The 13077-nt window shown below is 63.6% G+C and carries 12 protein-coding genes; 7 read left to right on the plus strand and 5 right to left on the minus strand.

Annotated elements, in window-relative coordinates; genetic code table 11:
* Positions 1-185 precede the first annotated feature (185 nt).
* From ACVWZA_RS15625 to ACVWZA_RS15635, 3 genes are read left to right on the plus strand one after another with little or no spacing between them, the layout of a single operon-like run.
* Positions 186-1943 (plus strand): hypothetical protein, encoded by a 1758-nt coding sequence (locus tag ACVWZA_RS15625; RefSeq protein WP_457312183.1) that lies wholly within the window; start codon positions 186-188, stop codon positions 1941-1943.
* Positions 1944-1953: 10 nt separating this feature from the next.
* Positions 1954-3492, plus strand: a complete 1539-nt coding sequence (locus ACVWZA_RS15630; protein WP_457312184.1) for a hypothetical protein — start codon at positions 1954-1956, stop codon at positions 3490-3492.
* Positions 3493-3496: 4 nt separating this feature from the next.
* Positions 3497-5119, plus strand: coding sequence for a hypothetical protein (locus ACVWZA_RS15635; protein WP_457312185.1), 1623 nt, complete (start codon positions 3497-3499; stop codon positions 5117-5119).
* Here the strand turns inward: ACVWZA_RS15635 and ACVWZA_RS15640 are convergent.
* Genes ACVWZA_RS15640 through ACVWZA_RS15655 form a run of 4 tightly spaced genes read right to left on the minus strand, consistent with a single transcriptional unit; the run spans position 5100 to position 8313 of the window.
* A complete protein-coding gene (locus ACVWZA_RS15640; RefSeq protein WP_457312186.1) occupies positions 5100-6236 on the minus strand; it encodes a GNAT family N-acetyltransferase in 1137 nt (378 codons plus the stop codon). The two genes, ACVWZA_RS15635 and ACVWZA_RS15640, sit on opposite strands and share 20 nt — an antisense overlap.
* A 50-nt stretch (positions 6237-6286) precedes the next feature.
* The gene (locus ACVWZA_RS15645) at positions 6287-6751 is read right to left on the minus strand and encodes a RidA family protein (RefSeq protein ID WP_457312187.1); all 465 of its coding nucleotides are present in this window, start codon (positions 6749-6751) and stop codon (positions 6287-6289) included.
* Between the two features lie 58 nt (positions 6752-6809).
* Positions 6810-7079: a DUF2061 domain-containing protein gene (locus ACVWZA_RS15650; protein ID WP_457312189.1), complete on the minus strand. Its 270-nt coding sequence runs from the start codon at positions 7077-7079 to the stop codon at positions 6810-6812.
* Between the two features lie 16 nt (positions 7080-7095).
* The gene (locus tag ACVWZA_RS15655; RefSeq protein ID WP_457312190.1) at positions 7096-8313 is read right to left on the minus strand and encodes an LL-diaminopimelate aminotransferase; all 1218 of its coding nucleotides are present in this window, start codon (positions 8311-8313) and stop codon (positions 7096-7098) included.
* Positions 8314-8437: 124 nt separating this feature from the next.
* Between ACVWZA_RS15655 and ACVWZA_RS15660 the strand changes: the two genes are divergently transcribed.
* The 4 genes from ACVWZA_RS15660 to clpS all read left to right on the plus strand — a co-directional run bounded on the left by ACVWZA_RS15660 (position 8438) and on the right by clpS (position 12300).
* Positions 8438-10180 (plus strand): PHA/PHB synthase family protein, encoded by a 1743-nt coding sequence (locus ACVWZA_RS15660; RefSeq protein ID WP_457312191.1) that lies wholly within the window; start codon positions 8438-8440, stop codon positions 10178-10180.
* Between the two features lie 124 nt (positions 10181-10304).
* On the plus strand, positions 10305-11150 hold the full coding sequence (locus ACVWZA_RS15665; protein WP_457312192.1) for a phasin family protein: 846 nt from the start codon (positions 10305-10307) through the stop codon (positions 11148-11150).
* 185 nt (positions 11151-11335) lie between these two features.
* Positions 11336-11755: a hypothetical protein gene (locus ACVWZA_RS15670; RefSeq protein WP_457312193.1), complete on the plus strand. Its 420-nt coding sequence runs from the start codon at positions 11336-11338 to the stop codon at positions 11753-11755.
* Positions 11756-11958: 203 nt separating this feature from the next.
* Entirely contained in the window at positions 11959-12300 is a 342-nt protein-coding gene (clpS, locus tag ACVWZA_RS15675; protein WP_457312270.1) for an ATP-dependent Clp protease adapter ClpS, read from the plus strand.
* 33 nt (positions 12301-12333) lie between these two features.
* On the opposite strand, the gene ACVWZA_RS15680 is transcribed toward clpS, so the two are convergent.
* On the minus strand, positions 12334-13029 hold the full coding sequence (locus ACVWZA_RS15680; protein ID WP_457312194.1) for a Crp/Fnr family transcriptional regulator: 696 nt from the start codon (positions 13027-13029) through the stop codon (positions 12334-12336).
* Between the last annotated feature and the right edge of the window lie 48 nt (positions 13030-13077).

Below are 13077 nucleotides of genomic sequence, written 5' to 3' on the forward strand. Positions count from 1 at the left end.
GGCGACATCGCCGCCGCGCCGGGGTGGGTGGCCACCCACCCCGGCGCTCAGTCGCTTCCAGCAGAAACGAGCCGTGCTCGTCTAGATACAAGGGGTTGGCCGGCAGCGAAGCGCTTGCCTTCATCTCATTCCCATCGGTTAACGCCGGGAACGGCAATTTAACCGTGGGCGCGTAGAGCGCGCGGATGGACTATGGTAATCGGCAGGGCATGAAGGGGGACGCGCTGGCCGCGTTCGTCCTGGCGTTGCTGCTCGCCGCCGCCTGGAGCTTTCGCGACTGGCATCAATTGTCCGCGCTGCGCCTGCCCGACACCGACGATGTCATGCGCTTGCAGCAGATCCGCGACTGGCTCGGCGGGCAGCGTTTTTCCGATCTCGCGCAGCACCGCCTGGGCGCGTCGCCCGGCCTTGCGATGCACTGGTCGCGCCTGCCAGACCTGGTGCCGGGCGGGATCATCGTCGCGCTGTCTCCCTTCACTGGCCGGCACCTTGCCGAAATCGCCGCGGTGATCGTCTGGCCAACGCTGCTGCTGGCCGGAGCCCTGCTGCTGACCGCTCGCATCACGCGCGCACTGGGCGGCGCCGAGATCGCCCGCACCGCGCTGGTCGTGGCGGCGATCGCCTATCCGGCGACGACGATCTTCCTGCCCGGCAGAATCGATCATCACGGACTTCAGGTCGTGCTGTTGCTCGTCATCGTCCATGCGCTGGTCCATGTCCCGGACATGTCGCGGGGCCTCACCGCCGGACTGGCGGCGGCGGCAAGCATTGCGATCGGCTTGGAGACCTTGCCGTTGCTCGCCGCGGCGGCGATCATATTGGTGATCGGCTGGATCTCGGGGCGGCGGGGCGCGGACGACGCGTTGATGGGTTTCGGCATCGCACTCGCCGCCGGGCTGCTTGCCGCGAATACCGTGCTCAAGACCGAACAATTCGATTTCGCCGGGTGCGACGGCTTCACCGCGATCGTGTGGCGCGCGACCCAATTCGCCGCGTTCGCACCGATCGTGCTCGCGATCGCCGGTTACGCCAGCGCACGGCGCGATGTCCGCACCGGCCTGGCCGTCGCGCTGGGGATTGCCGCAACATCGGGCCTGTGGCTCGTCGCGCCGTCATGCCTGGCGCCCTATGGCGGGGTGGATCCGATGCTCAACCGCCTGTGGCTCGCCAATGTCGGCGAGGCGCAACCTCTGTTTGCCGCGCGCCCAGAGGTGGCGATCGGTTATGCCGGGCTGATGGTCGCAGGGCTTGCCGCAAGTCTTTGGCGGTTGCGCGCGACGCGTGACGGTTTCTGGTCGGTGCTGCTCGCGTTTCAGCTTGCCGCGCTGATGCTCAGCTGCCTGCAATTGCGCGGGGCCTATGCCGGCGCGATCCTCGCCGCGCCCGCGCTCGCGGCGGTGATCGCGGTCGCGCGGCGGCGCGGTTCGTTATGGCTCACCGCAGCATGGCTCGGCTCGGCCGGCATGCTCTACCCACTCGCCGTCAATGCTTTCGTGCCGCAATCGGAAGGCCAGGGTTCGACTCGGGCCGGGCCGGGCTGCACGTCGCCAGAGGCGCTGGCCGAATTCGGCGCGCTGCCCGAAGGACGGCTGATCGCGCCGCTCGATCTCGGCGCCTATGCGCTTGCCGCGACCCGGTTGACGGTGGTCGGAGCGCCCTATCATCGCAACAATGCCGGCAATGTTGCGGTTTATCGCTTCTTCCTCGGCACGCCCGATCAGGCGCGATCGATCGCACAACGCTGGCGGCTTCGCTATATCGCGCTGTGTCCGGGCAGTTTCGACGAACTCGGTGCGGCGATGTCGGGCAACCCCGACCATCTGCTCGCGCAGCTCCGCCAGGGCCGGATTCCACCCTGGATGCGGCCGACGGGCAAGAATAGCGAGGGTTTGACCCTTTTTACCGTCGAGCCGCGCTTGTTTGCGCCGCGTTCATCGCGGTAAGGCGGTGACCATGCACGGGGATACCGACAGGCTGCTCTGGTGGCAGACGCGCTGGTTCGTGGCCGTCGCGCTTATCGCTTCGATGCTGCCTCTTATATCACTCCCTGTCGCGCCTTTGACCGATCTGCCGGGCCATATCGGCCGCTATCGGATTCTGGCTGACGCTGGTGTGGCACCGCTATCGAGCCATTATGCGGTGCACTGGGCATTGATCGGAAATCTCGGCATCGACCTGCTGGTGCGGGCGCTAAGGCCATTGCTGGATGTTGAACCGGCCATGCGCCTTGTCGTCACCCTGATCCCGCCATTGGCCGTCGCAGCGATGCTCTGGCTGGCGCGCGAAGTGCATGGGCGTGTTCAACCCACGACATTATTCGCATTGCCCTTGGTCTATGCGTTTCCCTTTCAGCTCGGCTTCGTCAATTTCACGCTTGCCGCGACTCTTTCCCTGGCCGGACTCGCGTTGTGGATCAGGCTGGCGCGCATCGCGCCGCTCTGGGTCCGGATCCTGCTCTTTGTGCCGGTCGCCGGTATGGTCTGGCTGTGTCACAGCTTTGGCTGGGCGATGCTGGGTCTGTTCGTGTTTGGGGCGGAATGGGCCTTGCGGCGTGATGCCGGCGCACGGGGGGTACGCCCGGCATTGCTCGCAGCTCTTGTATGCATCCCGATGGCCTGGCCGCAAATATTGGCAATGTCTGGGGGAGTCACGCTGGTTGGCGACACCGGAGACTGGTTCCACTGGCTGGCCAAGGCGCAGTGGGTCGCGTCGATGTTGCGCGAACGATGGAAGCTCTATGACGTCGGCTGCGTCGTCGTGCTCGCACTCCTTTTATGGACCGCGATCCGCTCGCGCCGCCTGAGCTTTTCGCCGATCCTGCGCATTCCCGCCTTGCTCGGCCTTGCTGCGTTCATCCTCTTGCCGCGCCTTTACGCCGGCGGTTCCTATGTCGACATGCGACTGCTCCCGTGGGTCGTGGCGCTAGCGCTGATCGCGATCCGCGTGGCCCCGGGAGAAGGGCGTCTCGAGTCACGGCTTGCTCTGGCCGGCACCGGTTTCTTCGCGTTGCGTACGGTTACCTCGATCGCGGCGCTGACCCTTTTCGCGCGAGCGCAACAGGTCGAACTTGGCGCACTGGCCGCGATCCCGACAGGTTCGTCGGTACTGACTCTGGTGCAGGAGCCTTCGCCGGCCGATTGGGACAATCGCCGGCTCGGCCATATCGCGGGACTGGCGATCGCGCGCCGCCACATCTTTACCAACGAACAATGGTCGATACCGGGGCAGCAACTGATCCGCCCGATCCATCCTGCGGCGATGCCCTTCGATCGTGACCCGTCGCAACTCGTTTTTCCGCTCGGCAGCGATCTTCACATTACCGATTTCGACGGAGCGCTGGCGAGCTTCGATCGCGGGACTTTCTCATATGTCTGGACGATCGGCTTCCCGATCAGGCAGACGCGAGCCGCGGATCTGATACCGGTCTGGACCAATGGCCGTTCCGCGCTCTATCGGGTTATGCCGCAACCGGCGCAAAGGCGAAGTAACTAGGATTATGTCGACACATCGCCCACCCGATCCGAAGCTACTCTGGTGGCAGACGCGCTGGTTCGTGGCGTTGATGGTGCTCGTGTCGATCATTCCGTTGCTCAAGCCCGATATTCCGCCTCTGGTCGATCTGCCCGGTCATATGGGCCGCTACCGTGTTCAGCTCGACATCGGCACCTATCCATGGCTGCGCGACTGGTATGATTTTAACTGGTCGCTGATCGGCAATCTCGGCGTCGACCTGCTGGTCATCCCACTGACCCCGATTTTCGGGCTCGAACTGGCGGTCAAGCTGATCGTCATCGCCATTCCCGCCCTGACCGTCCTCGGCCTGTTGTGGATCGCGCGAGAGGTGCATGGCCGCATCCCGGCGACCGCTTTGTTCGCCTTGCCGCTGGCCTATAGTTTTCCGTTTCAGTTCGGCTTCGTCAATTTTGCGCTGGCGATGGCGATCGCGCTCAACGCCTTCGCTTTATGGCTGCGGCTGGGACGGCTCGGTCGACTCAGGCTGCGTGCGGCGATCTTCGTGCCGCTCTCCTGCCTGTTGTGGCTGTGCCACACTTTCGGCTGGGGCGTGCTCGGCGTGCTCGCCTTTTCGGCCGAGATGATCCGCCAGCATGACGCGATCCGCGGCAAGGGATGGCGGCGCTGGGCCAGGGCCTGGGTGCGCGCCGGGCTGAGCTGCCTGCCGCTGGCGCTGCCGATGCTGTTGATGGTCGCCTGGCGCACCGGCAACCATGTCGCCGGCCAGACCACCGACTGGTTCAACTGGCGCGCCAAGATGGGCTGGCTGACCATGGTCCTGAAGGACCGGTGGCCGTTCTTCGACATCGCCTCGACCGCGGTCCTATTCCTCATCCTGTTCAAGGGTTTTCGCGACCCGAGCATCGAATATTCGCGCAATCTCGGCCTGTCGGCGCTGTTCCTGCTCGCGGTGTTCATCGTGCTGCCGCGCATCGTGTTCGGCTCAGCCTATGCCGATATGCGGCTCGCGCCGTTCATGCTCGCGATCGCGGTGATCTCGCTTCGGCCCCGGCCAGGCCTGTCGGCACGCGGCACAGCGACGCTGGCGGTGCTCGGCTGCGCCTTCTTCCTCGTCCGGATCGGCGCAGGGACCGTCAGCTACTGGATGTTCGACAAGAAATATGATCACGAATTGCAGGCGCTGGAGCATGTGCCGGTTGGTGCGCGGCTGGTCAGTTTCGTCGGCGAGGTTTGCGGCAATCAATGGCTGATGTCGCGGGTCGAACATCTTCCGGCGATCGCGCTCGAACGGCGCATCGCCTACACCAACGACCAATGGTCGATGCCCGGCGCGCAATTGCTCACAGCGAAATACACCAGGGCGCTACGCTTCGCACATGATCCGTCGCAGATCGTGACCAGCTCGCAATGCCCGCGCGAATGGTGGCGCCCGATCGGTCGTGCGCTGGCGCGCTTCCCGCGCGACGCGTTCGATTATGTCTGGCTGATCCAGCCGCCTAAATATGATGCGAAATTCAATGCTGGCCTGATCGAGGTGTGGCGCGACGGGGACAGCGTGCTGTTCAAGGTCGATCATTCGAAGCGCGGTCCGAACGTCGCCGACGACGAACTCTACCCGAAATATGTCAGGCGGGTGCCCTTTTGAACGGGGTGAGCTCGGTCAGATATTCCTGATCGGACTCGACCGATTCCCGTTCGCGCTCGAGGAAATCGGCGATCGCGCGGCGGAAATTCGGATCCGGGATATAATGCGCCGACCAGGTTGTGACCGGCACATAACCACGCGCCAGCTTGTGCTCGCCCTGCGCGCCGGCCTCGACCGTCGCCAGCCCGCGCGCGATCGCCGCGTCGATCGCCTGGTAATAACAAAGCTCGAAATGGAGGAACCGCACCTCCTCGGTGCATCCCCAGTAGCGCCCGTACAATGTGTCCGCGCCGATCAGGTTGAGCGCGCCGGCGATCGCCCGCCCGTCGCGCTCGGCGAGGATCAGCAATATGTCATCGCCCATGCGCTGGCCGAGCAGCGTAAAGGCTTCGCGGGTCAGATAGGGGTGGCCCCATTTGCGTGATCCGGTGTCCTGATAGAAAATCCAGAAGGCGTCCCAGTCCGCCTCGCTGATCTCGCTGCCCGTGACATGGCGGATCGTCAGACCCTCGACCGCGTCGGCGCGTTCCTTGCGGATCGCCTTGCGCTTGCGGCTGGCGAGGCGGCCAAGGAAATCATCGAAGCTGCGATATCCGTCATTCTGCCAGTGGAATTGCGTCCCCGTGCGGATCAGCCAGCCCGCCGCCTCGAACAGCGGCAACTGGTCGAGTTTCACAAAAGTGGCATGAGCGGAGGACAGGCCATGCTGGTCGGTCACCGCCTCGATCGCCGCGATCAACGGCGCGGCCAGTGCCGGGTCGCGCAGCAATAGCCGCGGGCCGGGCACCGGCGTGAACGGCACCGCAATCTGCAGCTTGGGATAATAGGTCCCCCCGGCGCGCTCCCACGCATCGGCCCAGCCATGGTCGAAGACATATTCACCCTGGCTATGGCTCTTGGCATAGGCCGGCGCGATCGCTCCGGGCGTGCCGTCGGCGCTGTCGATGACGATCGGGATCGCCTGCCACCCGGTCTGCGGCGTGACGCTGCCTGATTCCTCGAGGATCGAGAGAAAGGCATGTGACAGAAAGGGATTGCCCGCGCCAGCGCACGCATCCCACTCGGCGGGCGCGATGGCGGCGACGCCGTGGGCGATTCGGGCAGTGACGGCGGTCATTGCCTCTTAGGTAGAGGCGGTGGCCTCCCGCTCCAACCCGTGGCGTCGTGTTAATCAGCGATCTTGATGATCGCGTCGATCTCCACCGCCGCGCCGAGCGGCAGCGCCGGTACGCCGACCGCGCTGCGCGCATGCTTGCCGGCATCGCCGAACAGGGCGACCATCAGGTCCGACGCGCCATTGGCGACCTTGGGCTGATCGGTGAAGCCACCCGCCGAATTGATGAATACACCGAGCTTCACGATGCGCTCGACGCGGTGGAGGCCGCCAAGTGCCAGCTTCATCTGTGCGACCAGCATCAGTGCGCAACGCTGCGCCGCTTCCTGGCCATAAGCGAGATCCTGGTCCTCGCCGAGCCGTCCGGTCATCACCGCGCCATCCTTGAACGGCAGCTGGCCCGAGATATGGAGCAGTCCGCCCGCTTCGACGGCCGGGACATAGGAGGCGATCGGCGCTGCTGCTTCGGGCAGGACGAGGCCGAGTTCGGCGAGCTTGGTGGCGATTCTGTCGGTCATGGCGCCTCGATGACGCGCGGCGGGGGGCGCGTCAATCCGGCTCCCGCGAACCGGGTCATCAGACCGGCGTCGCGCCCTCGCCCGATTGGTCGCGCACCGCCGGATCCTCGGCCCGGTGACCCCAGCGCACCAGCGACCAGGCGCGCTCGTGGAAATAGAACAGGATGATCTTGGTGAAGACCTCCGTGCCCGCGATCGCACCGGCCGATTTCGCGCTGCCGGTGAACAGGTAGCTCAGGATGAAGGTGTCGATGCTCCCCAGCGCGCGCCACGACACCGCCTTGATGAACGACCGGGGATGACTTTCGACACCTCGAAACAGAAACATCAGTTGAACAACAACATCAGGCCGAACGAGCCCCGGAACTGGCGGGAGTGTTGACCCCCATGCTCTGGAGATATTTTTTCACGTTGCGCGCCGCCTGGCGCAGGCGCTGTTCATTCTCGACCATCGCGATGCGCACGAACCCTTCGCCATTTTCGCCGTAACCGACACCCGGGGCGACCGCGACCTTGGCATGGGTCAGCAATTGCTTGGAGAATTCGAGGCTGCCGAGATGGGCAAGCGCCGGTGGCAGCGGGGCCCAGGCGAACATCGACGCGCGCGGTGAGGGGATGTCCCATCCGGCGCGGCCGAAGCTTTCGACCAGCACGTCGCGGCGATGCTGGTAGAGCTTGCGATTCTGCTCGACGATATCCTGCGGTCCGTTGATCGCGGCAACCGCGGCGGCCTGGATCGGGGTGAAGGCGCCATAATCGAGATAGGATTTCACCCGCGTCAGCGCGGCGATCAGCGTCGGATTGCCGACCGCGAAGCCGATTCGCCAGCCGGCCATCGAATAGGTCTTCGACAGCGAGGTGAATTCGACCGCGACGTCCTTGGCGCCGGGCACCTGCAGGATCGAGGGGGTCGGCTTGCCGTCATAATAAAGCTCGGAATAAGCGAGGTCCGACAGCACCCAGAGCTTGTGCTCCTTGGCGAACGCCACGACGCGCTCGTAGAAGGCGAGATCGACGACCTCGGCGGTCGGATTCGACGGATAGCCCATCACCAGCACGCTCGGACGCGGCACGGTAAAGGCCATCGCCCGCTCCAGCGCCTCGAAATAATGCTCGTCGGGGGTGGTTGGCACGCTGCGGATCGTGGCGCCCGCAATGATGAAACCGAAGGTATGGATCGGATAGCTCGGATTGGGCGCGAGCACGACATCGCCCGGCGCGGTGATCGCCTGAGCGAGGTTGGCGAGACCCTCCTTCGACCCGAGCGTCACCACCACCTCGGTATCGGGGTTCAGATCAACGCCAAAGCGGCGCTTGTAATAACCCGACTGCGCCTTGCGCAGGCCGGGAATGCCCTTGGAGGCGGAATAGCCATGCGCATCGGGCTTGCGCGCGACTTCGCACAATTTGTCGATGACATGCGGCGGCGGCGGCAGATCGGGATTGCCCATGCCAAGATCGATAATGTCCTCGCCGCCCGCTCGCGCTTCGGCCCGCATCGCGTTCACTTCGGCGATGACATAAGGCGGCAGGCGGCGGATGCGGTAGAAATCGTCGGACATGAGTGGTTCTCTGCACTGGGACGGTATTGTCCTGCTTACGTCTTTCTTCCTTTGGCAGGAATGACGCAAGCGCGGCCATGCGTTAGGGTGCCCGAAAACCCCGAGGAAGCTCCTGAGGAATCCCATGGCCAAGATCGACATGCCCATACCGACCTTGCCCAGCCTGGCGGAGCTTCAGCACTGGACCTGGGTGATGGGCCGGGCGCAGCAGATGATGCTCGAACAGGGGCTCGGTGCAATGACGCCGCCCGAGGTGAGCGGCATGCCGGTGATTCCCGGCTTCAACGATACGGCGACGATCGAACGCGTGCAGTCCTTTTGGACGGACAGCCTCACTCTCTGGCAGCGTTTCCTCGATCCGGCGCACGCGCCGGCGTCGGAGGAGAAACCCGAACATGCCCGCGACAAGCGCTTCAAGGATGCGGCATGGCGCGACAACCCGATGTTCGACTGGATCCGGCAAAGCTATTTCCTGATCTCCGACCATCTGCTGCAAGGCGTCGAGGCGATGCCGGGCGTGGATGCAAAGCAGAAGGGGCAGTTGCGCTTCGCCGCGCGCGGTTTCCTCGATGCGATGAGCCCGAGCAATTTCCCAGCAACCAACCCGCAAGTGCTCGAAAAGACGATCGAGACCGGTGGCGAGAATCTGTTGAAAGGCCTGCAGAACATGCTCGCCGATATCGGCAAGGGGCAGCTCACCCATACCGATCCGAATGCGTTCGAGGTCGGGCGCAATCTGGCGATGACGCCGGGCAAGGTCGTGCACCGCACCGATCTATACGAACTGATCCAATATACGCCGACCACCGACAAGGTGCTCGGCGTACCGCTGGTGATCTTCCCGCCTTGGATCAACCGCTTCTACATCCTCGACCTGACGCCGGAGAAAAGTTTCATCCGCTGGGCGGTCGATCAGGGCCTCACCGTGTTCATGGTGTCGTGGAAATCGGCCGACGCCGGCATGAAGGACGTCATGTGGGACGACTATATCGCCGCGCAGCTCGACGCGATCGACACGATTCGCGACGCGCTGAAGGTCGATGCGGTGCATGCGATCGGTTATTGCGTTGCGGGCACCACGCTTGCCGCGACGCTCGCGGTGCTGGCCGCGCGGGGCGAAGCGGACAAGGTCAAGAGCGCGACCTTCTTCACCGCCCAGGTCGACTTCGCCGGCGCGGGCGAGCTTCTCAATTTCATCGATGACGAACAACTCGCGATGATCGCCAAAATGTCGCCCGACGGGTTCCTCGATGGGCGCTACATGGCGCTGACCTTCAATCTGCTGCGCGGGCGCGATCTGATCTGGAACTACGTCACCAACAATTATCTGTTGGGCCAGGATTATGCGCCGTTCGACCTGCTGCACTGGAACGGCGACACGACCAATTTGCCGAGCAAATGGCATCTCAGCTATCTGACCGACCTGTACCGCGACAATTTGCTCGCCAAGCCAAATGCGCTGAACGCCGGCGGGACGCCGATCGACCTGTCGAAGGTAAAGACGCCGTCTTATATCCAGGCTGGGCGCGAGGATCATATCGCTCCGGCGGAAAGCGTGTGGAACATCACACATCATTTTGCGGGGCCGATGAAGTTCGTGCTTGCCGGGTCGGGCCACATCGCCGGCGTGGTCAACCCGCCCTCGCTGCACAAATACCAATATTGGCTCAATCCGCAGCCGGTGACGACGCTCGCCGAGTTCGTCGCGGGCGCGACCGAAACCAAGGGCAGCTGGTGGCCGGACTGGCTCGGCTGGCTGCACGATCAGGATGACGGCGTGGTGCCGGCCAACGCCGCGCGCCAGCCTGGCAAGGGCAAGCTCAAGGCGCTGGAAGATGCGCCGGGGAGCTATGTCAGGGCGCGCTAATATCCTGCATTATTTCGAATTTAATTCAGGTCGTTACGGTTATGTTGCATTGCAACAAAGATACTTGCGTTTGGCGCCGCAGCAATTATATTGCAGTGCAGCAACGAATGTAAGGAGGCCCGTTTTGGCCAGCAACTCGCCCATCACCGACGCGGCCGCCAAGGCTGTCGAAACGGCTGCAGTACCCGCTCCTGTCGTGAAGACCGAAGCGGCACCTGCGCCCCGGGCCGATCCGGTTCCCGCAGCGAAGGTCGAAGCCCCTAAGGTCGAAGCCCCTAAGGTCGAAACCAAGCCGGCGCCGGTCGCCAAGGCAGTGGCCAAGGCTGCCCCAAAGCCCGTCAAGGCCATTACCGCTCCCGTGCGCAAGCCGGTGGCCAAGAAGAAGGTTGCCGCGAAGGCAGCCAAAAAGCCTGCAAAGCTCGTCAAGCCAGTGACGGTCAAGCCGGCTGCATCGAAGCCCGCACTCAAGATCACCGCAATCAAGCCGGTCGTCGCTAAAGCGAAGGCCGTCATCCAGAAGGAAGTGAATGTCATGGAAGCCACGCTGAAGACCGCCACCGAGAAGGCCAAGACCCTGTTCGCCGATGCGAACGATCGCACCAAGACCGCTATCGAGAAGAGCACCAAGGCGTTCGAGGAAATCAACGAGTTCAGCAAGGGCAACATCGAAGCCATTGTCGAATCGGGCAAGATCGCTGCCAAGGGCATCGAGACCATGGGCCAGGACGCCGCCGACTACAGCCGCAAGCAGTTCGAAGGCGCGACCGCCGCGCTGAAGAGCCTGTCGGCCGTCAAGTCGCCGACCGATTTCTTCAAGCTGCATAGCGACTATGTCCGTTCGTCCTTTGATGCGATCGTCGCGCAGGCCTCGAAGAACACCGAAGCCATGCTGAAGCTGGCCGGCGAGGTCGCTCAGCCGATCTCGAACCGTGTCGCCGTCGCAGTCGAGAAGGTCAAGATCGCCGCTTAATCGCGAGCAATCGAACCGATCAGGAAAGGGCGGTCCCGCAAGGGGCCGCCCTTTTCGTTTGCGCTGACGAAAAACATCTTCGCCATCCCCAGGGCGAAAGCCGTCACTGCCAATTTTCTTCCGATCCCTCGACGGCGCACCGTGTCGTGCTAGGCTGCCCATATGGGGTAAATGGGGGAATCGACATGGCGTTCTGGAACATCGACCTGACAACTGAGGACGGCGCGCAGAGTGCGGCGCAGAATGGCGGCCTTGCCTGTTTCATCGCGGCGGGTTTTTGTGTCGTTGGCATGGCGCTGGCTATCGGGACGCATCTGGGATCGAAGGAAGAATTGATCGGTGTGCTAGCTGCCATGGCTGGTGAAATGCTCGTGTTCGTCGTTGCCGGGTTCCGCTTGCGTGCCGGCAAGGGGATTATCTGGGGCGGGGTCGCGGCGCTTTTGCTCGCGATCGAAATCGTCGCGAAGCTCGTTACGCTGATCGGTATCCCCGGCATCGTCGTCAACATCGTGATGCTGGTCGTGCTGATCAACGGCGTGCGCGCTGCTCTCGCGATGCGGCATGGCGATCTCAATACCGACGATGTGGCGAAAGTCTTCGACTAGCGTCCCGATATGTCGCGCCTGGATAAAATCAGGACTCCGGTCGTTCGAGTGCCGGGCAACATGCCTCGAAGGGTGAACGGTGGGCGATGAAAGCCGGGGAACTCACGGCCAAAACAACCCTAACTTGTGTGCACCCCCTTGCCCTGACGGCGCGCCATGCCATATTTTCGAACTTCATGATCGATCAGCTCAACATCAAGGCGATGGCCGAAGGCCCCGACGAGGGCGGTACCGGTGGTGACGACGAAGGCACCGGCCTAGGCGTCGCCACGCGCACCCGCGTCCGCACCAAACAACCGACACCGTACCGCGTGCTGCTGCTTAACGACGACTACACGCCGATGGAATTCGTCGTCCTCGTGCTGCAGCGCTTCTTCCGCATGGATATGGAGGCCGCGACGCGCGTGATGCTCCATGTCCATCAAAAGGGCGTCGGGGTGTGCGGGACTTTCAGCTATGAAGTTGCCGAGACCAAGGTCGCGCAGGTCACCGAATTCGCGCGGCAGAATCAGCATCCGCTGCAATGCACGCTGGAAAAGGCATAGGCCGGGGGGATTCCCGGGTTTGCGATCGCGCCCTCACTCCACCGAAGCAGGCAACCACCCCAGATCGAGTCCGGCATAACGATCGACATAATTCGCCGCCCGCGCCAGCGCGCGTTCGTCGAGGAACGACACCCGCCCTGCCTCTCGCGCAATCAACCCTTCTTCCTCCAACTGCCGCAGCATACGGTTGACATGAACCGCGGTCAGCCCGGTCGCGTCGCCGATTTCCTCCTGCGTCAGGCCCAGGATGAAGCTCACGTCGATCGCCTTGTCCCGCATGCGGTTGCCCAGTTCGATCAGCACCGCCGCGACGCGCGCCTTGGCCGATGTCCGCCCCAGCGCCGCGAGCCGGTCGGTCAGCGCGGCGCGCTCGATCTGGTTATAGACTATGATCAGTGCGGCGAGGCGGGGATGCCCGCAGATCAGCGTCGACATGGCCGAGCGTTCGAACGGGCACACGACGCAATCGGTCAACGCGGTCAGCGTCTCGGGCGCTTCGCGATAGACGAGGCTCGATATGCCGAGCATGTCGCCGGGAAACAGGAAGCGCAGGATTTGCCGGCTGCCGTCGTCGAGCAGCACCGAACTCATCATCATGCCTTTGCGCAGCACGAACATCTCGCTCGCGCGGTCGTTCTCGCGGATCAGTGCCGCGCCGCGCCGAAGGTGGCGCTCACGCTCCTCCAGCCGCTCGAGCACGTGTCGCTCGGCCGGGGTCAAACTCACCATGTCGCCCAAACGCTCGGCGAAACAACTACCAGACACCCAAGCTTCCCC

The organism is Sphingomonas sp. UYAg733 (assembly GCF_054057355.1).

Excerpts from the sequence above, each read along its gene's own strand:
- ACVWZA_RS15630 (WP_457312184.1), top strand. The coding sequence starts at position 1,954 with ATGCACGGGGATACCGACAGGCTGCTCTGGTGGCAGACGCGCTGGTTC.
- ACVWZA_RS15635 (WP_457312185.1), top strand. The coding sequence starts at position 3,497 with ATGTCGACACATCGCCCACCCGATCCGAAGCTACTCTGGTGGCAGACG.
- ACVWZA_RS15655 (WP_457312190.1), bottom strand. The coding sequence starts at position 8,313 with ATGTCCGACGATTTCTACCGCATCCGCCGCCTGCCGCCTTATGTCATC.
- clpS (WP_457312270.1), top strand. The coding sequence starts at position 11,959 with ATGGCCGAAGGCCCCGACGAGGGCGGTACCGGTGGTGACGACGAAGGC.
- ACVWZA_RS15670 (WP_457312193.1), top strand. The coding sequence starts at position 11,336 with ATGGCGTTCTGGAACATCGACCTGACAACTGAGGACGGCGCGCAGAGT.
- ACVWZA_RS15640 (WP_457312186.1), bottom strand. The coding sequence starts at position 6,236 with ATGACCGCCGTCACTGCCCGAATCGCCCACGGCGTCGCCGCCATCGCG.
- ACVWZA_RS15650 (WP_457312189.1), bottom strand. The coding sequence starts at position 7,079 with ATGTTTCTGTTTCGAGGTGTCGAAAGTCATCCCCGGTCGTTCATCAAG.
- ACVWZA_RS15625 (WP_457312183.1), top strand. The coding sequence starts at position 186 with ATGGACTATGGTAATCGGCAGGGCATGAAGGGGGACGCGCTGGCCGCG.
- ACVWZA_RS15680 (WP_457312194.1), bottom strand. The coding sequence starts at position 13,029 with ATGGTGAGTTTGACCCCGGCCGAGCGACACGTGCTCGAGCGGCTGGAG.
- ACVWZA_RS15645 (WP_457312187.1), bottom strand. The coding sequence starts at position 6,751 with ATGACCGACAGAATCGCCACCAAGCTCGCCGAACTCGGCCTCGTCCTG.
- ACVWZA_RS15660 (WP_457312191.1), top strand. The coding sequence starts at position 8,438 with ATGGCCAAGATCGACATGCCCATACCGACCTTGCCCAGCCTGGCGGAG.